This window comes from Desulfobacula toluolica Tol2 (assembly GCF_000307105.1).
Classification (GTDB): Bacteria; Desulfobacterota; Desulfobacteria; order Desulfobacterales; family Desulfobacteraceae; genus Desulfobacula; species Desulfobacula toluolica.
Window position 1 is genome coordinate 4,120,413 of sequence record NC_018645.1, and the last position, 23,919, is coordinate 4,144,331.

19 protein-coding genes are annotated in these 23,919 nt (G+C 36.7%); 9 read left to right on the plus strand and 10 right to left on the minus strand.

Translation table 11 applies throughout. The features are described 5' to 3' along the window. Window positions 1–209: 209 nt before the first annotated feature. From TOL2_RS18815 to TOL2_RS18855, 9 genes are all read left to right on the plus strand, one after another. Window positions 210–2,609, plus strand: a complete 2,400-nt coding sequence (locus tag TOL2_RS18815; protein ID WP_158406139.1) for a glycosyltransferase family protein — start codon at window positions 210–212, stop codon at window positions 2,607–2,609. 108 nt (window positions 2,610–2,717) lie between these two features. Continuing rightward, window positions 2,718–3,845 (plus strand): DegT/DnrJ/EryC1/StrS family aminotransferase, encoded by a 1,128-nt coding sequence (locus TOL2_RS18820; RefSeq protein ID WP_014958872.1) that lies wholly within the window; start codon window positions 2,718–2,720, stop codon window positions 3,843–3,845. A gap of 110 nt (window positions 3,846–3,955) precedes the next feature. After that, a complete protein-coding gene (locus TOL2_RS18825; protein WP_014958873.1) occupies window positions 3,956–6,295 on the plus strand; it encodes a hypothetical protein in 2,340 nt (779 codons plus the stop codon). Window positions 6,296–6,354: 59 nt separating this feature from the next. Beyond that, on the plus strand, window positions 6,355–7,374 hold the full coding sequence (locus tag TOL2_RS18830) for a dTDP-glucose 4,6-dehydratase (protein ID WP_014958874.1): 1,020 nt from the start codon (window positions 6,355–6,357) through the stop codon (window positions 7,372–7,374). Beyond that, on the plus strand, window positions 7,374–8,081 hold the full coding sequence (locus TOL2_RS18835; RefSeq protein ID WP_014958875.1) for a WbqC family protein: 708 nt from the start codon (window positions 7,374–7,376) through the stop codon (window positions 8,079–8,081). The genes TOL2_RS18830 and TOL2_RS18835 overlap by 1 nt, the downstream gene beginning before the upstream one ends. A gap of 62 nt (window positions 8,082–8,143) precedes the next feature. Then, window positions 8,144–9,109 carry a radical SAM/SPASM domain-containing protein gene (locus TOL2_RS18840; RefSeq protein ID WP_014958876.1) on the plus strand — a complete coding sequence of 322 codons (966 nt, stop codon included), beginning with the start codon at window positions 8,144–8,146 and terminating at the stop codon, window positions 9,107–9,109. Window positions 9,110–9,240: 131 nt separating this feature from the next. Continuing rightward, window positions 9,241–9,951, plus strand: a complete 711-nt coding sequence (locus TOL2_RS18845; protein WP_014958877.1) for a class I SAM-dependent methyltransferase — start codon at window positions 9,241–9,243, stop codon at window positions 9,949–9,951. Window positions 9,952–10,076: 125 nt separating this feature from the next. Continuing rightward, window positions 10,077–10,895 (plus strand): glycosyltransferase family 2 protein, encoded by an 819-nt coding sequence (locus TOL2_RS18850; RefSeq protein ID WP_083863778.1) that lies wholly within the window; start codon window positions 10,077–10,079, stop codon window positions 10,893–10,895. Further along, the gene (locus TOL2_RS18855; RefSeq protein ID WP_014958879.1) at window positions 10,883–12,352 is read left to right on the plus strand and encodes a B12-binding domain-containing radical SAM protein; all 1,470 of its coding nucleotides are present in this window, start codon (window positions 10,883–10,885) and stop codon (window positions 12,350–12,352) included. The genes TOL2_RS18850 and TOL2_RS18855 overlap by 13 nt, the downstream gene beginning before the upstream one ends. A 66-nt stretch (window positions 12,353–12,418) precedes the next feature. Here TOL2_RS18855 and TOL2_RS18860 read toward each other — a convergent pair whose 3' ends face one another. From TOL2_RS18860 to TOL2_RS18910, 10 genes are all read right to left on the minus strand, one after another. After that, a complete protein-coding gene (locus TOL2_RS18860) occupies window positions 12,419–13,006 on the minus strand; it encodes an SIS domain-containing protein (protein ID WP_014958880.1) in 588 nt (195 codons plus the stop codon). Between the two features lie 181 nt (window positions 13,007–13,187). Beyond that, window positions 13,188–14,666 carry an aminotransferase class I/II-fold pyridoxal phosphate-dependent enzyme gene (locus tag TOL2_RS18870; protein WP_014958881.1) on the minus strand — a complete coding sequence of 493 codons (1,479 nt, stop codon included), beginning with the start codon at window positions 14,664–14,666 and terminating at the stop codon, window positions 13,188–13,190. A 2-nt stretch (window positions 14,667–14,668) separates the two neighbouring features. Next, entirely contained in the window at window positions 14,669–15,694 is a 1,026-nt protein-coding gene (gene gmd, locus TOL2_RS18875; protein ID WP_014958882.1) for a GDP-mannose 4,6-dehydratase, read from the minus strand. Next, entirely contained in the window at window positions 15,694–16,551 is an 858-nt protein-coding gene (locus TOL2_RS18880) for a TIM barrel protein (protein WP_014958883.1), read from the minus strand. The genes gmd and TOL2_RS18880 overlap by 1 nt, the downstream gene beginning before the upstream one ends. 6 nt (window positions 16,552–16,557) lie before the next feature. Beyond that, a complete protein-coding gene (locus TOL2_RS18885; RefSeq protein ID WP_014958884.1) occupies window positions 16,558–17,016 on the minus strand; it encodes a GNAT family N-acetyltransferase in 459 nt (152 codons plus the stop codon). Continuing rightward, on the minus strand, window positions 17,016–18,083 hold the full coding sequence (neuB, locus tag TOL2_RS18890; protein ID WP_014958885.1) for an N-acetylneuraminate synthase: 1,068 nt from the start codon (window positions 18,081–18,083) through the stop codon (window positions 17,016–17,018). Before neuB ends, TOL2_RS18885 begins: the two co-directional genes overlap by 1 nt. Next, complete coding sequence (locus tag TOL2_RS18895) at window positions 18,076–18,789, minus strand: acylneuraminate cytidylyltransferase family protein (RefSeq protein WP_014958886.1); 714 nt, start codon at window positions 18,787–18,789, stop codon at window positions 18,076–18,078. Before TOL2_RS18895 ends, neuB begins: the two co-directional genes overlap by 8 nt. Then, complete coding sequence (locus tag TOL2_RS18900; protein WP_014958887.1) at window positions 18,776–19,684, minus strand: class I SAM-dependent methyltransferase; 909 nt, start codon at window positions 19,682–19,684, stop codon at window positions 18,776–18,778. Before TOL2_RS18900 ends, TOL2_RS18895 begins: the two co-directional genes overlap by 14 nt. A gap of 68 nt (window positions 19,685–19,752) precedes the next feature. Further along, window positions 19,753–21,144 carry a B12-binding domain-containing radical SAM protein gene (locus TOL2_RS18905; protein ID WP_014958888.1) on the minus strand — a complete coding sequence of 464 codons (1,392 nt, stop codon included), beginning with the start codon at window positions 21,142–21,144 and terminating at the stop codon, window positions 19,753–19,755. Between the two features lie 174 nt (window positions 21,145–21,318). Further along, the gene (locus tag TOL2_RS18910; RefSeq protein WP_014958889.1) at window positions 21,319–23,757 is read right to left on the minus strand and encodes a flagellin N-terminal helical domain-containing protein; all 2,439 of its coding nucleotides are present in this window, start codon (window positions 23,755–23,757) and stop codon (window positions 21,319–21,321) included. Between the last annotated feature and the right edge of the window lie 162 nt (window positions 23,758–23,919).

Below are 23,919 nucleotides of genomic sequence, written 5' to 3' on the forward strand. Positions count from 1 at the left end.
TGAGGGTTTATACTTTTTAATTTTAAAATTGCTTTTTTAATTTTAGGAATGGTATAAATATGCCGAATTATATGTAATCAAAAGGGCGAAGCTATATCCATCTTTTGATATAAATACTTTTTCACAGGCTTATTTTTCAAAAAAATCATAAATTTACAAGGACAAAATCTCATCATTACTATCCCAAAATGGTGTTTTTTACAAAAATCATGCTTACCAGACAAAATTTTGACAATAAACTTCCTGAAAAGCAAGTGATATGGTCTTGGGCCGATAATGATGATTTTAAAACCGTCATTGACCTATTGATGGAATCAGGTGTGCCTGAAAATGATATTGGAGAGATGCTATTCAGATATGCCGATCAAGCCATAGCAGAAAATAAATTGAGTACAGCAATAGCTATACTAATATTTTTAGCAGAAGCTCTTGAAGACAAATCAGAAGCCCCTCCTTTGCTAAAAAAAGTCGGACAACTTTATGCATTAACATCAAAATACGACAAAGCAAGAGAGTATTATGGAAAGTTGCCTTTAACCTTGGAAAATATCAAATTATGTTTTGAAACATTCATCCCTTTACTTGATATAAACGGGCTATTATCTTTGCGGGACTCCATTATTCTAAGGGTTAATGAAACCTCCCAAAAAAATATCCATTCCATAATCAATAAAATATTACTTAATATTTACACATTTCCTGATATTTTTACCTCCCATGCTGATTTATTTAAGAAAAATATTGAACATATTAAAACCAACCCGCCATTTTCCCAAAACTCAAAGCAATATGAAAGTTTTATTTCTTTTGATTCATCCCAAATCCCGCAGCCCAATATTATAAAAATTTCTGACAATTTCTATACAAAAAAAGATGGGGTCTGGTTAAAAATCCCCCCTTCTGCGTACATGACAAATGAAACGAAAAAGCTGATACAAAATAATTTAAGTATCATGGTACATTGTGATTCTTTTGAATCCTTTTTTATTTTCATTGATAAAATCAAAACAAATGAACCGCAGCCTATTAAGTTTGGATGCTGGGTGATCGTTGACTTTGAAGTACTCCGACAAATGATGCATATAATAGATTTTTCACCATTGAATAATTGTGATTTTGTTATCCGCTTTATCGATAAAAATAATTTACGCTCACAATTGACACATATCTTGCTTGAAAGAAAACTTCCTTTTATAGACAGAGCGATATATATATCTCAAGATGATCCCATTTTTTTTTCAAAGCATGTGCTACCTATACTCAAAGACCATAGAGCAGATATAGTATATAATATTGAAAGTTATGAACAGCAGCTTTGTAAAATTTTTCCAGATAATTACCACGACACTGTCATACAAAAAATCAAAACCGGACAGAAATTAAATATTCTTTTTTTTACTTCAAGGTTTACAACTTATTTGCAATACTCCACCCGAGATATTGCAAAAGGATTTAGGCAATTAGGCCATAATACTTTTATTGAGATAGAAGATGAGGACTCCAGTGTGAGCATCAGAAAAGATGTATGCCTGGAAAACTTAATTAATTTTAAGCCAGACGTTATTTTTTCCATTAATAACCTTCGGCAATCCTATCCATGGATACCCAAAAGCATTCCGTTTATAACTTGGATGCAGGATTTAATGCCACATATAGCTGGTCTAAAAAATCCTTCGATAATTACCGACCATGATTATATTTTTTCTTTTTCTCAAGATTGGATTGACAATTATTTTAAAAATCATACTGCATTCAAAAATAAAAAGATACATTGTCTCCCAGTAACCGTTGACACAAATATTTATCATCCCATATCTTCATGCAAAAAAAAATATAAAGTAACCAGCATCACACATTTAGTAAATCCTGGACTCACTTTCCTACCGATCATCGAGGGCAATACGATTTCAGAAATCAAATCAGAGGCTGAAGTATTTTTTTTAAAGCAATTGGTTTATGAATTAGATCATAGTTCTTTGGCTAAAGTACAACAGATCAGCTCAAACTCTGTAGATAGAAAGAAAATTGCAGAAAAAGTATGTCAAAAAATAGGGATACCCATAAATGATACACTGCTAAAATTAACAAACCCTCGTAATGACAAAAATGAATTTAGCCGTTTTACATATCATTGTTTATCCCTCATGAAAATCAAACCCATACTTGCTCTAATCACAAATAACATTGATGTGCGGGTTTTTGGAAGAAACTGGGAAAAATACCCTCAATTTAAAAATATTGCGATGGGTATTGCTGATAATGGCAAGGCTCTTAACAAAATAATTAATGAATCATGCATTAACTTAAACAGCGCAGCAACATCTTTTCATATGAAGGTGCCGGAAGTTATGGCAGCTGAAGGTTTTTTACTTACTCGTCGTATTCCAAGGTGTTATGATGCTATGCCAATAACCGACTTTTTTGATGAAAACAAAGAAATTATTTTTTATGAGGATGAGTTTGACTTAGTAAAAAAAGTAAATTTTTTTTTGAAAAACAAAAAAATAAGAAATAAATTAGCAAAAGCAGCTCATAACAAATTCATTACTTGCTATGGTGTAGACAAAGCTGCTCAATCTATCTTAAAAATAATGAAAAATAAAAAATGACTTCCCATTCAGTTGTAACAATCCAAACACAGAAGGATCAAAAAAAATACCAAGAATAGTAGGTGATTAATTTAATAAACTCCAAAAAAAATAGGTTAGCGTGAAATAATGAAAATTGATTTTTTTTATCATAATCTTGGAGAACAGGAAAGAGAGGCTGTTTATAATGCCCTTGAATCACCTTTTCTTACCACAGGAAGTACTGTGCTTGAATTTGAAAAAAAATTTTCTCAATATATTGGCTCTAAACACACAATTGCGGTGATGAGTTGTACTGCTGCCCTTCATCTTAGCTTGCAGGCTCTGGGCATTGGAAAAGGAGATGAGGTGATTACCACTCCCATGACCTTTGCTGCCTCCAGTTTAGCAATAGTTCATACAGGTGCTACACCGGTTTGGGTAGATGTAGAAGCAAATACCGGCAACATAGATGTGAAACTAATTGAAGCTGCTATCACAAAAAAAACCAAAGCGATATTACCCGTACATCTATACGGCCAGATGTGTGATATGCGAACAATTCGTGATATTGCCAATCAATTTGGTCTATTCATAATAGAAGACGCTGCACACGCACTGGAAAGCTCCCGTGATGGCATTAGAATAGGAGAGTTATCAGATGCTGCTTGTTTCAGTTTCTATGCAACCAAAAGCATTACCTGTGGTGAAGGGGGAGCTGTTTCAACAAATTCACAATCGTTGGCCAGCAAAATACACATGCTCAGGAGTCATGGCATCAATAAAGATGCTAACATGAGGCATGATAAAGTGTTTGAACACTGGGATCTTATTGATTTTGGTTGGAAATACAATATGAACAATATCCAGGCATCCATACTGATTCCTCAAATTGATAAAATTGATCACATACATAAAAAACGCAAAGAGATTTATGGACAATATATGGAAAGATTAGTCAATATTCCTGAATTAAAATTCCCTCAGATATTACCGGAATCAATCAGTGCATATCATTTACTTACCATATGGGTAGCCCCAAACAAAAGAGATAAGCTCCTTCGTGATCTGCAAAAAAAAGGTATTGGTGTAGCAGTAAATTACCGATCTATAAATATTTTATCCAAGTTTCAAAACTTCTTTTCAAAAGGGCGGGGGAGCTTTCCAATTTCTGAAAAAATTGGCGATTCTACAATATCTCTACCATTTCATACCCATCTGACACAGGAAGAAATTAATCACATAATTAGTATGCTTAAAGAATTGTTAATAAAATGAGATGGACACAATACCCAAAACCAACTATTAGGATACCAGAGAAAAATAACTGCAAGAAGATAATTAACCATATTAGTGGAAAAACGAAACCTCTAATGGAAAGCATCTAAATGTCTTTTTATATACCAATTATTTTGATAGTATTTTTGGCTTTTTATTTTTTCATTCCCTATAGAAACTGGCCGCCAGATCCGCATTTTGGATCATACGGGATATGGAGTCTTTTTTACAAAAAAGAAAATGCTCGGCAATTTATCACAGGAGCTATTGGACTTAGCCGGGCTTATATGTTTTTTATTGTAAAAATGATTGTTCAACTTTCCAATAACCGATGTACAAATACATTGGTGAAAATTTTAATGTGGGCTATGGTGATGATAACCGGGGAGCTTGTTTTCTATATCAGCGCCCAAATACTACAGATGCCCAATTGGCTGGCATTATTTGCTGCAACAACCTTCCTTTTTTCAGCATCACGCCCTCAAATGCTGCCTACCTATTTGAACGGCGAACAATTCTATATGGTAATCTCATCAATTAGTATGATTTTATTGTTTAAGGCATCCACGTATCCTATCAATGATCAACCCCAATCATTATTAATCTTATGGGCTTTTCTACTATTTGGAGCGGCTGTTTTCACAAAAATAAATTTCATTTTAGAACCGTTCATTATCGGATGTTTATATTGGAGCCAACAAAATTTTTCCATTTATGTCTTTCAATACATTTTATTGGGCTGCTTACCAGCCTTATTTTTTTATCTGCTGTTAATCAAAAAATATAGTTTTAAAGGTGCTATTAACAATTACTCATGGTATCTGACCAAAAGCGGTTGGCTCAAAACAATCAGTATATCAAATCAATATCGTTTATTGAAAGATAGATATGAAATAGCCCTCAAACATAGCCCCTTGGCAATCATATTCCTTGCTGCAGTATGGGGAGCATGGTCTTATTCCCCCAAAGACAATATCAGCTGGCTTTTAGTGGCCTGGCTGATAGCGACCCTCATCAACATAGCTACCCAGTTTCGGTTTGAACTGTACCATTTTTATGTATTAATTCCACCAGCTTCCATTTTAACAGTGATGGGCTTTCAATCTCAAATTGAAGCACAAAATAGTATTGGCATTGTGTGCCTATCATTTCTTTTAATTGTTGGGGCCAGACGCTCGATTTTAAACTTCCCTCAATATTATAAAAACAAACCTTTATCAAAGCATATGGGACAGGCCATAACGGTATATCAATATTATTGGGATTTACGTATTTCACAAGTAGAGTCCCATTGTAAAACATACGAAGGACCTTTTCTTGCTTGGGGCATCGTCCCTCAAATTTATTATATGACAAAACGAGCGCCTCTTTGCACTTATACATTCTTCCACTACAATACAATTGCAGCCCCTATGCAAGACACACTTCAGACCCAACTACTTACTGCCATTAAAGAAAAAAAGCCCTGTTGGATTTATGATTTTAACTGTTGGAATACTCGCTATGGCCCATTAAACCCGCTTACATTAAGCATTCTTACCGGACAATCATACGCCCCTGCATATCGTAGAGAGCATTTGATATACTATCAACTATGCGCAACAAGTAAAAAAAAATATCAAATGTTGCATATTCAGGATCAAACCGCCCGATATCGGTTGCATGTCTATAAATCACAATCCCTTGATTTATTTCACGATGAACTCCGAATTTCGGGTATTGAAGTGAGCGCATTATCTCCTATATGGCACATGGACATTGATGAATTACTAATTTCCTATAAACTTGGACATTACTATTGTTGCAGTGAATTACGAACGATAGAGGAAAAACTCTCCAAAACCATCATAAATCTTACAATCACACGTCTTTTTCTGAGTATATTTTTTTTACACCAAAAACAAAACAAAACAGCAGAAGAATATTTAAACTCTTGGGTAGATATCACAAAAAAAATATTACCCACAAATTCTTTATTACGACTTGCCCCCAATATTCTTTACAGGCTTATGGATCAAGATGAAAGCATCATTCATTTCGAAAATGAATCTTTGAATATTTTACCAATTCGTGACGGTTTTGACTTTAGTTTTTTTTGTATCTGGCTGGGACTTACAGGCATCACGACAGAAGTTGAACAACTACATTTCTATCAATTACTGACAGACCTAATTGAAGATAAGAGTGAATATAAAGACCCCACCATTGACATCATGGAGACTTCTTTATTGAGGTTGCGGGAGATAATCATAGACCGGAAAAATCATAAAGGAGGAGCAGAACCAATGCCATGGATCAATTTAGATCATATAGCGAACATGGGGGAAAATTCCAATTGGTATAATTTAAAAATATATATTGCTTTACTACAAACAATTATGAATCAAAACAATACCAACCCTCGAAATGACAAACAAAAAAATGACATGCATATATTGGACAGAATTTGAAATAATTCTGTTCTAAAATTTTTTCATATGAAACCAAACTAAATAGAAAGATAACAATTATGACTAAGCGCATATTGGTAACTGGTGGAGCAGGCTTCATAGGAAGCAATTTGGTTAACTATTTACAAAAAAAATATCCATCTTATAAGATAGCTGTCTATGACAAGCTTACTTATGCAGGCAATATCCGAAATCTTGATCCACTTTTTTTTAATAACAACAGTCAGTACACATTTATTAATGCCTGCGTTTCTGATCGAGAAAAACTATCTAGTGCAATCAGGAATTGTGATATTGTTGTTCATCTTGCTTCTGAATCACATGTCTCCAACTCCCTTGCCCAAGCTGATGATTTTGTAAATACAAATGTCTTCGGAACAATGGTACTATGTGAAGAAATCGTAAAATTCCCCGTTGAAAAATTCATTTTAATTTCAAGTTCTGAAGTCTATGGAACGGCAGAAATAAAACCTATGGATGAGACTCACCCTCTTAATCCAGCAAGTCCATATGCTGGTTCAAAAACCGGACAAGATAGAATTGCTTTCAGTTATTTCTATAGCTTTGATATACCACTTATAATACTTCGACCATTTAATCAATTTGGAAGCCACCAACATATAGAAAAAGTGATCCCAAAATTCATAACCAACCTATTGAATGATAAAGTTATTCATGTTGAAAATAAAGGCACTCAGACCAGAGACTGGCTTTATGTAGAAGACCTTTGCAGGGCAATTGATCGTACGATTCATTACAAATCCAATGATTTATTCGGGGAAGCAATAAACATTGGTAGCCGACGTGAAGTATCTATCCTTGAAATGGCAGAATCAATCTGCGAAATTTTGGATAAAGATGCTGAAAAACACATTAAATATGGGCGTGATAGATGCGGTCAGATCATGTCTCATATTGCCTCTATCGACAAAGCGAACAAACTGCTTGATTGGCAGCCTATGATTGATATTTACTCTGGATTAAAAAAGACTATCGCTTGGTATCATGACAATCCTTCATGGTATAATTCGTTACGTTTCCCAACACTTAAAATAACACAAACCAGAGGTGGGAATTGATGCAGGGCTGTATTTTACAACCAAGCTACTTACCTTGGCTTGGATTTTTCGAACAATTTTATGTTTCCAATATATTTATTTTTCTTGATGATGTTCAATATACCAAACAGGATTGGAGAAACAGGAATAAGCTTAGAACGTACGACCCTTCAGATAAAGGATGGACATGGCTAACAGTACCGGTCAAAGTTATCCACAGCAAACAGGCACTATCCGATACTCCAATTGATTATTCAACAAACTGGATTGCAAAACACCTGAATTGCATGAGGCAAAATTACCATACTGCCACTTATTTTAAAGAGATATTTCAGATATTAAAGAGTGTTTTAGAAAATAAATTTAAATATCTCGTTGAATTAAATGTTCAATCTACCATTGCATTGGCAACGTATTTAGGTCTCCAACGCGATACAATTTTATCCTCAAGTCTTGGGATAAAAACAAAGGATAAGAATGAGCGACTGATTCAGCTTTGTAAAGCCACTGGTATAACCAATTTGTTTGATGGAAAAAAAGCAAAGAATTTTCTTGATTTGCATCGCTTTAAGCAAAATGGAATTTCTGTCAGTTTCCAAAACTACCATCATCCTTCTTACTCCCAATGCCAACAACCTTTCATAAAATATTTGTCAGTAATTGACCTGTTATTCAACTATGGAAAGCAAAGCATTGATATCATTTTAAAAAATTCCGAATTCCTTTAAATTATAATAAAAATGATAACTATCGTTTCAGCAAACACTTCACTAAATTAGGATATAAAATAATGACAAATTCTTCCCAAAAACGACAACATATCCCTAAAAAATTTGGTTTCCGATTTAAGGATGCAATACAATTTCCAGAAATGGTTGTCTGCGGTATTTCTTTTTGCTGTAATGCTAGATGCATACACTGTCCTAACGCAAAAACTAATTTCACAGCCAGTCTCAAAGGCGCGGACCAGCTAATGAGCTGGGAAGTTTACAAAAAAATTGTTCATGAATGTACTCAATACCCCCATAGCTTAGTGCGTCTTTCTTCAGCCGGAGAAATACTGATGCATCCTCATGGAATTGAAATGATAGAATACCTATTAAATTTCAAAAAAAATGTAGCATTAACCACAAATGGAAGTTTGTTGACACCGGACAAATCCATTTGCCTGTTGAAAGCCGGAATTCGGAGTATAGAAATTAGTGTTGATGCAGCTACATCAGAGATTTATGAAAAAATTCGTCCAGGACTTTCTTTTGAACAGACTCTATCCAATATTCAAAATTTAGTTCGATTACGGGATCAAGGTAAATTTAAGACTCGAATTATGGTCAGCATCATTAAACAAAAAGACAATATGGACTCTCTGGAAAAAATAAAGAAATTTTGGAAAAATCTTGTCGATGTAGTTCTCACCCGTAGTTTACTAAGTTTTAGCGGATTGATTGACAGAGGCGCTCAGGAGACCTATATGCCGGCTACAGTACCGTGTCCCTTCTTATGGGAACGTGTTCTTATAGATCCGGTTGGAAATTTAAGAGCGTGTGTCAATGACATATATAACAAACTTTGTGTTGGAAATATCATGGAACAAAATATTTCCCAATTATGGCAGTCAGATATTTTGAATGAATGGAGAAGAATGCACTTAGAGGGCAAACGCAATGAAATGATACACTGTAAAGATTGTGTGGATCTTGAATATCGATCGTGGAACTATAACTATTTCCATGCGCTTAACAAGCCCATTGAATAAAATTTTCTCCATATGGCGAATCGCTTAGGTTCCAAACCATTGGGTTCTACATTTTGATTCTCCTTAATTGAAAAGAACTATCCATTATAATTAAATATAAACTTAAAACCTGAATTCAGGAGGTTTAGAGAATGTCGGAAGAGTTTTGGTGGAAATATTGCGGTTTTTTTTATAATGCTGCTAAAAAAAGTCAATTTGTATCCAATGTTCACAATGCATATAAAAAGACCTTGATTTCATTAAAGCTGCCCCAAGGAGCGAAAGCATTGGATGCAGGGTGCGGTTCAGGGAGCTCTACTTTTCCACTTGCTGAATTAGGCTTCGAGGTGTTGGCTGTTGATTTTGGTGCATCTATTTTAAACCAGGCAATTTGCTTAAACAAAAAAAAAGGTCCATATAAAAATATCGAATTTAAACTCATGAATTTAGGGAAAAAACTTCCTCTTGAAAACGATTCTTTTGATCTGATCACAAGTCAGCATTGTATTATGAAAATTCAAAAGCCGGATGATACTCTAAAAGAATTTTCCAGAGTATTAAAGCCAGGAGGTATAGCCCTTATTACGACAACCCCTGATTCTGATACGCCATTTGAATGGTTGAAAAAATATAAAAAAAATCGTGGGTGGATGAAAACCATTTGGGATATCAGATGGTTAATTGTGTGGTATATCCCTTATATAATATTCACGAAAAAATCAGACCGCAGGAACGAACACCGCTGGAAAGAGGATGAGTTTATCGAACATATGGAAGGTGCTGGATTTAGAGCGCTCACTGTAGCTCGTATACCTTATATTAATGTGGGATATCTTATCGGTGTGTTTGAAAAAAAATCATAAGGTTAAAAAAAAGACATGAGGCCAAAATTCAAAATTTGAAGCCCATTTATAGGGTTCCGGTCTGGTTGTTTATTTTATTGCCTGATTAATAAATTATCAAGCCTATAATCATAATAGAAAGATACATGATGATAAAAGACAAGAACAAATCTCTATCTTTTTCCTTGCTTACATTTGCATATAATGAAGAAAAATTACTAAAAAAACAAATTGAAATATGGATAGAGGGATTAAAAAAATACTCCAACGATTTTGAAATCATTCTTATCAACGACGGAAGCACAGATAAAACTGGAATAATAGCAAACGACCTTTCAAAACGGCACTCAGAACTTAAAGTTTTTCATCATAAACGCAATATGGGTATTGGATATGCCGTCAAAACTGCTATACAACAGGCCATGAAAAATATTGTATTTTGGAATGATATAGACTCTCATTTTAATATCTATGATATAGGAAAAATCATTCCAATGCTGTTAGATAAAGAGACTGATATAGTAGTTGCATTTAAACATGATAACTTGAAAACCAAATCAAAAATATCTTGGTTTAAATCAAGGGTGAATTACTACCTTATCAAAACATTATTTTTCCCTTTATTTTTTGATCATTCTCCGATTCTTGACTTCCAGTTCGTGCAGTTCTATCCTCGAGATTTCTTACTACAGGGTATTACTATCAAAAGCTATAGCTCTTTTATTCCTGCAGAATGTTTAATAAAAGCACGGTTATTAAAACTTTCCATCAGACAAATTCAATTACACTATCATAGTAGAGAATTACATGGACACGCGAAATCGGGTGTCAACTATAAAACTATTTTAAAAAGCATCCAAAATATTTTTCACTTTTGGTTTGAATGGTTCTGTTTTGGCGGAAAAAAAAGAGCCAAAATTCACTGGGACATGTCTTCGAAAGGAATACTTCCATGGCAAAAATAATTTTTATTATTCAACGAGAGGAAATAAGTAGCAAACGAAGCGTGCTTCCAAAAGTCCTTTTTCCAATTGAAACAGCTTTAACTGCATCTTTACTTGCTTTGTCAAATCACAAGGTAACAAGTTTTGACTTAAACCTTATAGGAAAAAATGAAGACTGGACAAAAAAATTCAAAAAACTCTTAAAAGACTTCAATCCCGGGTTTGTAATTTCTGCACCTCAAAGCCTCACTTTTTTAATTAAAGAAAGTATTCAGGAAACGGCTGATACATTTTTCCATGCAAAGCAATACAATCCTGCTATCAAAACAATTTATTGCGGACAATTTGCCACTTCGTATCCTAAAAAGGCCCTCAAAAAATCAACAGCTGATTATATCATTCGAGGAGAATATGATGAAGCCATCCGAAACCTAATTAACACAATTGAAAAGGGCACTGTCCCTCTCGATATAATAGGTGTCATGGGGAAGAATAGTACAAAAACGACTCCTATTGCCTGTTCACATATTTTTAAGGAGCTTCCATTCCCGGCATATGATGAGTTTAACTTTAAACAATATTTTCAATTTCCTGGAAAAGGCAATGTAAGATATGCAGAACACAGTCACAAATACACCCATTATCTTACATCCAGAGGCTGCACAGCTCGATGTTGTTTTTGCAATGTTTCATATCTCAGAGGCGGTCGAAAATATCAAATCAGACCAGTAGAAACTGTTTTAGATGATCTTGAAAGGCTAACATGTGAATTTGGCATTGAAGAAATACACTTTCTTGATGAAAACATGACAATGAACCCCAAACGAACCATTGCAATTTGCGACGGGATAGTTAAAAGAAAGATTTGCTTCAAATGGATTGCTTCTGGCGGAATGAGTATTTATTCACTTAATGAGCGGCTTTTACAAAAACTGAAAACATCCGGATGCTATAGATTAAATCTAGCAATAGAATCTGGCAGCCAAACCGTATTAAAACATCTTATTCATAAGCCCATCAATCTATCCAAAGCCATGGATGTTCTATCCATAGCAAAGAGGTTAGATTTTGAGATTATAGGTTTTTTCATAATTGGTCTTCCAGAAGAAACCAAAGAACAAATTGATAAGACACTTAAACTTGCAGCATCTTCCCATTTTGATTATGTAACTTTTTCAATTGCCACTCCTCAGGCAGGAACAGCATTTGAAAAATCATGCATAGAAAAAGGCTTTCTAAAAGCAGATCAATCGTTGGAAAGCATAAGCAAACGGTCCACAGGTACATTTTCTACAAATGAATTTACTTCTTTTGATCTTGAAAAAATCAGATGGAAATCATGGGATAAAATTAATTTTACAACACATAAAAAAAGAGAAGTGATTTGTAAAATGATGGGAATTACAAACAAAGAGCTTAGCTCAATTCGTGAACAAACGGCTCTACAATTCCATTCACGTTGGCCCCAAAATCAATAAAGTTAGCCTTCATTTTGAACTGCCATTGAAAGGGATAATTAGCAAGTATTCTCTTATTATTAAACATTAAATCTTTTTTTCAAGCCACAGGGATTCTATGATTCCGTGAAGAATTGCCTCATGGCTTAATTCTACGATACCAAAAAGATATGCCGGTACAAAAAAAGATAGATTGCTTTCCATATTCCAAAGTTTGTTGTCATCCGTAAAACCGCTCAGGGTAATAAGACCCAAACCTTTTTCCAATGCCATATCAGCACACAAGTAAATATTCTCCGAATTACCTGAACTTGAAATGGCAATTAAAAGATCATCTGGCTTCACAAGCTTCTCAAGGGGATGGAGATAAACATTTTTATAACCAAAATCATTTGATATACATGTCATCAAAGCTGCATCACCAGTATAAAAAGATTTTGCCCCAAGTTTGTTCAGCAGATCCTGGGACAGGTGGGAACAGATTGCCGCACTTCCCCCATTTCCAACCCACCAGATGCTTGCATCTTTCTCAATGATATTGTTAATTATCTTGCCGGCAGCACAGCATCCATATTCCAGATCAACTGATGCTTTGCCCAGTCTACATTGTGAAGACATAATCGTTGTATTTAATTTTTTCAGCCAGTTATATGGATTATATTTATTAAAAATCAAACAGACTCCTTAAATAATAATTTAGATCTTTCGTAAAAATAACCCCTGAATATCTCACCGCATTCACCTCCAGCTGTTTCAAAATTTATTTTATTTCCGATATCCATCCAGTATTTCCAGATCTGAAAAACCACGGTTTTATAATCTTTCTCTATCCTTTTGTCAAAAATGATGTGCCATATCAAAACATTTCATTAGTTGTTTGATTTTTAATTTTTTTTATCTCCCAAGCAATTCTATTAATTTCATCTTTCTTGATATTTGTTGAAGAAGGCAGGCTCAGACCGGAGTTTGATAATTTTTCACAAACAGGCAAATTCTGTTTTGTATCATAAATAGGCTGTTGATGAACCGGAGGGAATAATGGACGCGTTTCTATTGATTTTATTTTTAATCTTTTCCCTAATTCAACTGAAGACATCCCGAATTTTTTTTCATCAATTAATATTGAATAAAGCCAATAAATATTTTTAGCCCATTTCTCATTTGGTGGAAGAGTTATTCCAGGTATATTTTTGAGTTCCTTACTATAAAGGAAGGCATTGGTGCATTTTTGTTCTATAATCTGATCAATACGTTCCATTTGCCCAACTCCTAAGGCCGCCTGAATATTAGTCATGCGATAATTATAACCAAGAACCGAATGGCGGTATCTTTTTTCAGTATCCATGCCATGATCCCTAAAAATTCGAATTTTATCGGCCAGTTCTTTATTATCTGTCACCACCATCCCGCCCTCACCGGTAGTTATTATTTTATTACCATAAAAACTGAAAATCCCCATATCCCCTAATGACCCTGTTTTGTTGCCTTTATACAGGGCACCATGGGCTTCTGCCGCATCCTCAACAACTGCAAGATTATACTTGCCGGCAATTTCAAGGATAGAAGACATTTGCGCTGGATGCCCGTAAATATGAACGGGTATGATGGCTTTTGTTCTGCTTGTAATGGCTTGTTCAATTTTTTGGGGATCAATATTCCATGTTTCCATTTCACTATCAACAAAAACAGGGTTTGCCCCTGTAAAAGCCACTGCATTGGCTGTTGAAATAAATGTAAATGATGGCACGATAACCTCGTCACCCGCTCCGATTCCAAGTGCAAGCAAAGAAAGGTGCAAAGCTGTTGTCCCACTGCTTGAAGATATGCCGAATTTTGTTCCGCAAAATTTAGCAAACATCTGTTCAAACCGGGTGACATATTTTCCTGCAGAAGATACCCACCCTGTCAGGATACAATCACTGACATATTTTAATTCTTTTTCACCTAAATTCGGTTCTGATACCGGCAGATAAATTCTGGTATCAAAGAGAGCCAGATCAACCACCTTATTGTGTTTATCAAGCAAAGGAATAATGCGTACAGCTTCTCCAAACAGTTTGGAAAGCTGTTCAGACGATGTATCAATCGAAGCAGTTATGGATTTGGGGCGCACAATATTTGATACGGCAGAATCAAGTTCCAATCCCAGGATTAATGCTCTTCTCACATCTCCATCCGTTAGAATACCTTTAAAAATACCCGTATCCGGTTCCACAAGCAGGGCAATGCCAAGAGCGCCTTTATCAATTTGTTTTAACACCTTACGTATTGATGTGTCTTCCCGGGCACTGATATCTTCAATCCGTTCTTTTAGATAAGTAAAATGACCTTGCATAATCAACTCTTTTCCAAGTCAGATTCCATCATAATTTCAACCAATTGTTTAAACCCAACATTCGAAGACCAATTGAGTCTTTTTTTTGCAAAGGACGGATCACTTAAAAGCATATCTACCTCAGCAGGCCGGTAAAAATACGGATCAATACTCACTAAAACTTTTCCGTTTTTTTTATCAACACCAACCTCATCAACGCCCTTGTTCTCCCAAACAATATCAATATCAACATAAGCAAATGCATATTCCACAAATTGTCTTACAGAATGGGTCTCTCCCGTGCCGATAACAATGTCTTTCGGTTCATCCTGCTGAAGCATCCTCCACATGGCTTCCACATACTCGGGTGCATACCCCCAGTCTCTTTTTGCATCCAAATTACCCAAATATAACCGATCAAGCTTTTTCTTAAAAATTCTTGCAACCGAATAGGTAATTTTCCGGGTAACAAAAGTTGTCCCTCGTTTGGGAGATTCATGATTAAACAAAATTCCATTGCAGGCAAACAAATTGTACGCCTCACGATAACTTTTAACCATTTGAAACGCATAATGTTTTGCAATGGCATAAGGAGACCTTGGATTAAAAGGAGTGTTTTCATTTTGGGGTGTTTCCAGAACATCTCCGTAAAGTTCACTGGTCGAAGCCTGATAAAAACGGGTGGAAATATTGGACTCCCTGATGGCTTCAAGTATCCTCAAAGGCCCCAATGCATCAATATCAGCTGTATATTCAGGGACATCAAAGGAGACGCGCACATGTGATTGGGCCGCAAGATTATATATCTCATCAGGTTTTATTTTATCAATCAGCCTGTTAATATTACTTGAATCGGAAAGATCTCCATACAACAGATTAAAGTTTTTTTTATCCGCATGAGGATCAAACTGCAAATGATTAATATTCTCAAGATTATTCGTACTGGTACGCCTTCTAAGTCCGTATACCGTGTAACCTTTTTCAAGAAGCAAATCAGCCAGATATGAGCCATCCTGACCTGTTATACCGGTTATCAAAGCTGTTTTCATCAATTTCTCCTTTTAAGTGAGGATACAATTTCGTAGGTATTGTTTAAAGCCTTAAATCCTTCATAAATTTCCAGAGTAATTATTTTATTTTCCCATTGATACTTATTTAAGACATTAAACAATTTGCTTTCATCCGTCAGCCCGATATTCTGATCATGTCTTTGGTTATTATCACTGATATGAATATAATCGGAAATTTCAAACATATCTTGAAATTCTCTTTTAAAATCAAAGCAAAATGTCTTTGCACTCACCATCAAATGACCGACATCCAGAAGCAAGGTAAAATCTATTCTTTTTTTCAATTCATTAAAATCCTGGAATGTTAAAAGCATAAAAGGAATATTATTCCCATAAACCATATAATTTGACTCAGAGTAACAATTATTTTCAATGTACAGATCTATGTCCTTAAATTCATCCTTTAGAAGATGAAAACCAGCTATAAATTTTTTCAATGCTTTTTGCTTATCATATAAATCAGATTTGCCAAATTTTCTACCGATTTCATCAACAGGCCTGTCCACAAAAAAACCGGCATGAAATCCAAACCGTTTTCCTTCAAGCAACCGGGTCAGCCTGAGCGCTTTTCTCAGATGATTTAAACTCTTTTCATAAATATCTGTATCAAGTGAAGCTAAATTCAAAATAAAAGGATCTTTGGGCGGCGGAAAATAATTATGGACTAAAAAATTAAGATCATATTTTTTTTTAAGTTCAAGAAGATCAGATTCATAGCCGTCATAATATTTTGTCCCGCCGGTCAATTCAATATTTCTAAATCCCTGCTCTACCAATTCCTTTACAGCCGGACAGATTAGTCTTTGTTTAGAACATGCTGAAGATATATAAATCATAATTTTCTACAATTCCACAAAAGCCAATAACTGTCCTTCTTCTTTTCCTAAAAAAGAATATTCTAATTTTTTATATAAATTAACCGCACTTAAATTTTCAGGATATACTTTGAGTCTTATTTTTTTTGCACCTTTTTTCCCGGCTTGTTCATGGAGGAACTTCATAAACTTTTTCCCCAATCCCCTTCCCCTGTAATCCGAATGAATAATAATCCCCAGACTGGGAATCTTGTATCCTTGGTCCCATCCCCTGAGCATTCCGTAACCACAAATTTTTGTTTCAATTGTTTGAACATAATAAAGATCAAAGCCTGTATAACAGCAAAGTTCTTGTGCTTTTTTTTGATCAAATGGATGGGGATGAAAATATTTATCCTGGCTGTTGGTATGAATCCTTTCAAAAAAGGAGGTCAGCTGATCTGTCCAGGTTGTATCAATTCGGCAATATTGAATTTTATTGCGCACTATTCTGTCTTCCAGGATATTGAGTCAAGATTCAGCACATCATCTTTATTGATCGTCTTTGCTGCCTGTGTTCCGATTACCCTGTCAAACCAATTGGGCGGCAAACCTGTACCCGGTCGTTTGCAGGTCAAATCCTCCGGTCTAATCATCCGGCCGGCTGATATTTCACGATTTGCAACCAGACTTTTCTGCATTTTCGATTTATTTTTACGCTCACTTGGCATTATTCTTTTCATACCATCACCAAGGGCAAGTTCCACATTTCGAATCACCCTTACCAACTGAGCCATTTCTTTTGTTTCGACAGACGCCTTATGATCCGGGCCTTTCATGTTTCTATCAAGTGTAAAATGCTTTTCAACAACACAAGCGCCTGCAGCAACTGCCCAGGGACTTGCACCAATTCCTGATGTATGATCTGAAAACCCCACGGGACAGCCAAATGCTAATTGCATAGTTTTCATTGCACGAAGATTAATATCTTCTAAAGGGGCAGGATATTCGGAAGTACATTGCAAAATAATAATTTTTCCATTAAGCCCATGGAATTTAAGTTCATTTACAGATTCCTCTATATCTCCAAGATTTGACATTCCCGTGGATAAAATCACCGGGATCTCTTTTTTGGCCAGATAGCGAAGGAAAGGCACATTTGAGGTGTCTGTGGATGCAATTTTATATGCATCCACGCCAATATTCTCAAGCAAATCAGCACTGTTTTGTTCGTATGGCGTACAAAGATACAATATATTTTCATCATCACAATGTTTTTTTAATTGAGCCTGATCCTGTTTTGACAACTCAAGCTTTTTAAGCATGGAAAATTGAGAATTGTCACCATTGGTTGTTTTAAGCTGATAATCGGCCTTTTTACTATACTTGGTTACAAGCGACTCGGCTTTAAAGCTCTGGAACTTAACCGCATCCGCACCGGCAAGTTTAGCTGCTTCAATCAACTTGTGGGCAATATTGATGTCCCCGTTATGATTAACGCCTGCTTCTGCAATTATTAAGCATGGATGATTTATTCCTATTTTAAAATCTTTAATTCTGACAAAATCATTCATTTTTTTTCAATTTCATATAGGTTTGTGCCAATCTGAAATCCATTTCACTGTCAATATCAATACTTCGGTCAGAAGGCATTATATACGCTTCAATCTCACCGGAATATAAAAGTTTTTTTTCAAGAATAGTGGATCTCCAGGCAACCTCAACAGCTCCGTTAAGCCTGTATGCAGGAGGGAGCAACTGCCGCCTCATATAATTTTTGATTTGTATTCCTTCGATAAAAGGTTCCATACTGCCTTCATTGAGTTTATACATCCAGTAAGGATGATGTTCAACCTCACACACAGAACGGACCCAGTCCGGTTCTTTTTTGATTAAAATATCCAGCGCATTGTTAATATCTTGAGCAATTCTTAATGGTGCGGTAGGTCTGAGCCACACGATTATATCAGGACAAAAATTTTCATTATCATTTAACCAGGCTAAAGCATGTTCATATACCGGCATATCCAGGGTATCATCTGCAGCAATCTTTTCAGGCCTTAAAAAAGGGACCTCCGCCCCGTATTGTTTGCCAATTTCAGAAATTTGCCTGTCATCCGTGGAAAGAATAACCCTGTCAAGACAGGTCACAGACAGTGCCGTTTCAATTGTCCAGGCAATAAGAGGCTTGCCGGCAAGCAGTTTAATATTTTTCTTTAAAACACCTTTGGAGCCCCCCCGTGCAGGAATTATGGCCAGAATTTTTTTATTGTCCTTCATAATTCTTACCATTCTTTTTTGCAATATAGATTATCGTATCTGTTTTTTTTGCTTTTTCCAATGCCCGGCAGTATTCATTGGAATTTCCAAATAATTCTTTGAATTTTACATCGCCACCCGGTTTTCCTTTTTTCAGCCATGCCAGGTGATTATCAAGGCCATATCGCTGATGAAACACAATGTGTGTTTCATAAAATCCCTCTGATTCAAACACATACCTTAATCCATTTTCAGAATAAATATAATGGTGCATGGGCTGGAAATAAAAATCTTTATAAGAGTCCAAATCATAAACAGATAACAAAGGATCTTCAATATGCGGTACTTCTATAATGATGCTGCCATCTTCATTTAATAACCGGCTGCATTTGCTTAAAAAATCAAACGGATCTCTTATATGTTCAAACACATGAAACAAACAGATAACATCAAACTTTTCTCCATCAGGAATATTTTCTAAATATTCATATTGCCCCACACTGAACCGTGAAGCAAATGCTCTGTTTATGGAGTCAGGTTCAACACAGACACACTCACATTTTTGGGAACATTGTTCAAGGAAGGCTCCTGTGGAGCTCCCTATTTCAAGAATTCTTCCATCCTGCATAAAAAAGTTATCCAACTGTTCCCAACGTTTTGATGCATCCTTCATACTTTTTTTATGAAGTTCCAGAGGATCTGTTGTCAGGGTCACACCGCGTTTTTTTGTATGTTCATTGTAGTCGGCATAAAACTTTTTCTCTTCCGCTTCTTTCATTATGGGATATAAAAATCCTGTAAAACAATGATTACAGCGAAATACTTTTGTATCCCGGGCAGACCAGACTCTGTCATGCATCTGATCAAGATTTGCAGATTTACAGATGGGACATTCCATATTTAGATTATTATTCATAAGAAACCATATTTATTAAAATAAATTTAATTGTCAAGAAACATTCAATCCGAACAGATTATAAAATCTTATGATTGCCGAAAGCCCCTGAAGGAAGTGTCCCGGCTATAATATAAATCCTTTATTTGTGAAACCATCCGCTTTTTTTTATTTTCAAAATAGTTTTCAACAAGCATGATATTGGCATATGCCAATTCCGAATAAAGTTCTTCTTCAGACAATTTAGTAAAATTAACAGCAAAAAGGTCTGCATTCAGATGCTTGTTTTCATAAAAATCATCAACTCCTTTTATCATACCCTTTTCAATTGCATAATAATATAAAGGAGAACCGGGATATGGAGTAACAGGCCGAATGGTTCTCATCTGGGCTCCGTCATCATGTTTGATTAAAAATTTTACTGCTGCACTTAATGTTTGCTTATTGTCGCCGATATGGCCGAAAAGCATATTCAATCCCGGGCTGATTCCGGCAGACAATGTAGCATCAATACCCCGGTCGATCTGTTTGATGACAAGGGCTTTGTTCATCTTTTTCAACACCTCATTGTCATAGGCTTCTATTCCATAATTGATGAACACACAGCCCGCCTTTTTCATAATTGACAGTATATCAGACGTTGCATAATTTAGTCGGCCGTTACAATCCCATTTTATTTTCAAGCCTGCCCTTAAAAAAGCTTCGCAGATTTCAACGGTGCGCTGCTTGGATGACATAAGAAGTTCATCGGAAAAAGCGATATAAGATATGGCAAAGTCTTGTTGTAAATATTGAATCTCTTCAATAATCGCCTCAGCACTTCTAGGGCGGAATCCCTTATCCATCCTGTAACAAAAATTACACTTGAATGTACATCCCCTTCCGGAAAGCAACGGCATGACAAAATCACTGCTGGAACAATGGGGCATTCTCAAAAGCCTGTAATATTCAATTGGAAAAAGATCATAGGCCGGCCACGGAATAGCATCAATATCCTTTATCAAATCTCTTCTCGGATTGACCACTACCTGTGTACCATTTCGATACGCAATACCTTTAACGTCTTTGAGTGAACCGTGGTTTGCAAGGGTGTCAAAAAGCTCCAGTACCGTATTTTCCCCTTCACCCATAACAACGATATCCGCATTTGTCTTTCCAAGAAAATATTCAGGTTCTGGAGACGGTCCATGTCCGCCAAGAATAAAATGTTCCGGCCTTTGATTTGATTTTTCAATGGCCCGGGAAATTTCCAATAATTTTTTATATTGATAGTATCCGGCAATAATACTGACACCAATGATATCAAATTTATTCCGGTCCAGATAAGATGTAAGATGTTCATTCGGATAATGATGGACATCCTGATTATATATTTCAACTTCATAGCCTTCTTGTTTGAGTACCGCTGCAATATACGCCAGCCCCTGGGGAAACCAGTGGATATAAGAATCGTTATCATAGACAACCAATAGAATTCTCAAATATCTTCTCCTTTTTTTATGGGTGTTCCCCAAAACAGATAAAACCGATAACTGACCGGAAAAAATGATTATCGTTATTTTTATTTTATCAAGTCAAGAAAAAAAATAGGACGGCAACCTTTCCGGCTGCCGCCCCATTTATAATAATTACCAGTTGTTTTTTATCATATAAAACTACTGGAGCAGACTCAATACACCCTGGGCACTGGCATTGGCCTGGGACATGGCGAATGTGCCGGCCTGGCTCAGGATCTGCATTTTTGTAAAATTGGCTGATTCTTCTGCAAAGTCAACGTCACGGATGGTTGATTCTGCCGAAGAAACATTTACCTTGGTGGTTGAAATATTGGCAATGGTGGAGGTCAACTGGTTCTGTACCGAACCCAGATCCGACCTTACCTTATCCAGGGATTTCAAAGCCGCGTCTGCAACGGCAATACCGATCTGAGCACCCTCCTGGGTGGTTACATCTACATCGGAAAGGCGATATACCTCTGCCTCACCAAGAGATGAGGGGGCTGTAGAAGCATTTGCAGCATCATTTATAGCTAAAGTTGAACCGGCTTTCAGGACAGAGCCGTCAGCAAGAGTCATGGCCCCGCCGGTCAGTGTAGTACTAGCACCCGCCGCAGTAATGATATCATTTGCTAATACAGTATCAGCTTTATATACAGTGCCGTCATCCCCGGTAATATCAGTGCTTAAAAGAGTACCGGCTGCGATGGTTGAACCGGAATTAATAATAGAACCACTTCCCAGTAACATGGCTGAGCTAACTTCAGCATCCTTTGACAAAACATGCGTAGCCCCGCCTATAGATGATCCATCTGCGAGAGTAGAGTCATTACCCAGTGTCGTGGTGGTTTCCAAAGTCATATCTTGACTGACGGTACCACCCCCAAGATTAAGTAATGCACCGTCAATTCTTGACCCTGTTTTCAGAATTGAATCTGTTGCCACGGTGCTGGAAGCACCGTCCAGTGTCATGTCGCTATCAACCTGAGAATTTGCTGTAAGTTTAAGAGCTCCGAACACCTGAGATCCTTCTTTTAAAATAGAATCAGTACCAATTTGTGAACCGACTCCAAGAGTTGCATCTCCGGTTAATGTTATGTCCCCTGTAAGTTCTGCCGCACCGGAAACAACGGTGAATGCACCACTAACGCGAACTACATTAGCAGCACCTGAAACAGAGGCTGACACATCGCCGGCAAAGATATTCACACCAGCCAGAACAGTAGCGTCTGTCAATGTTGATCCGGCAGCTAAAACACTGTCCGCTGCACCAGTTACTGTGTTGCCTGATACCGTCATACTTCCGGCAATAACAGTTCCACTACCAAGAATTGAGCCTGTTGAAAGAGTAGAACCTGCTCCAATGACACCGCCTGAAGTTGTTACTGAAGATCCGGAAGTTGTCATTGATCCCTGAATAGTCGTACCGGATCCAAGCTTTGTACCAGCAGTAAAAACAGAACCTGCTGCTGCAACTGATTCCTTAGTAGTCGCAGTAGCACCGGATACCATTATACTTCCTTCACTTGTTGACACGGCAGCACCAGTACTGGCATTAACGTCTGAAATCTGAATATGGCCGCTTCCTGCCTGGCGTACTTCAACCGTACCAAAAGTTGACATTTTGTCTGTTCCGCCCATTACCGCCTTTGTTGCACTGTCCATGGTCACTTCAAGGGCTCTATTGTCTGAAGAGTTCAGGGTAAGCAGACCTGCTTCATCAACAGAAGCGGTTATGCCATGCTCACTGGATTTGTTATTGATTGCAGCAACCAATGCACCATCAGCATCATTTTCTTGAACTTCCAAAGCACCGATTTTGACACCGTTGATGGCAAAGCCGGCGCCAGTTGTACCGGCAGCGATATTGGAATCTGTCGTACTTTGAACAGATGCAGTGGCACTGATACCAAGCTCATCACTTAACTTGTTGATGGCATCTGCAACTTTTCCCACACCGTTTTCTGCACTGTTGTTATAAGCCAGATCAATGGATTGCAGCGAATAGGTCTCACTGGTCAGATTACTGGTAATACTAAGGTTAACTGCGCCGGGACCGGCCAGGCTCAACTCCGAAGTAGTGATATGACCGATCTTATTGGCTTCTGCGGACTGTATTGAAATATCCACGGTTTCACCGGCATATGCCCCCATCTGGAATTTCTTGTCGGTAAAATTACCGGAAAGAAGCTTCTGGCCGTTAAATGAGGTTGTTTTGGCAATGGTATCCAGCTCATCCCTGAGTTTTGTGATATCAGCCTGGATTGCATTACGGGATTCTGAAGTCTGCCCGTCCTGAGCAGCCTGGATGGATTTTTGTTTGATAGTGTTAACAATATTGATGGACTCTTCCAACGCAGCATCAGCGGTTTGAACGATGGAGATACCGTCATTACCATTCCGGATAGCCTGACCAAGACCCAGGGCCTGAGACCGGAGTGAATCTGCAATAGCCATGCCTGAAGCATCATCAGCAGCTTTGTTGATTCTAAGACCGGACGACAATTTTTCAAGGGCAGATGAAAGACCGTTGTCTGTTTTAATCATGTTTTTATGAGCGTTTAATGATGCAACGTTTGTATTAATTCGTAATGCCATATTTTATTCCTCCTTGAGAGTATTAATAAGGGATTCCTTTCCCTTTCTTTTTTATATTCCTAAATATCCAAAATTATTTATTCACCACCTCCTTTTTTGAAAATTCATTTCTAATGCTTGAGATATATTATCGACGGTTCAAAAAATAACTTAAAAAAAATT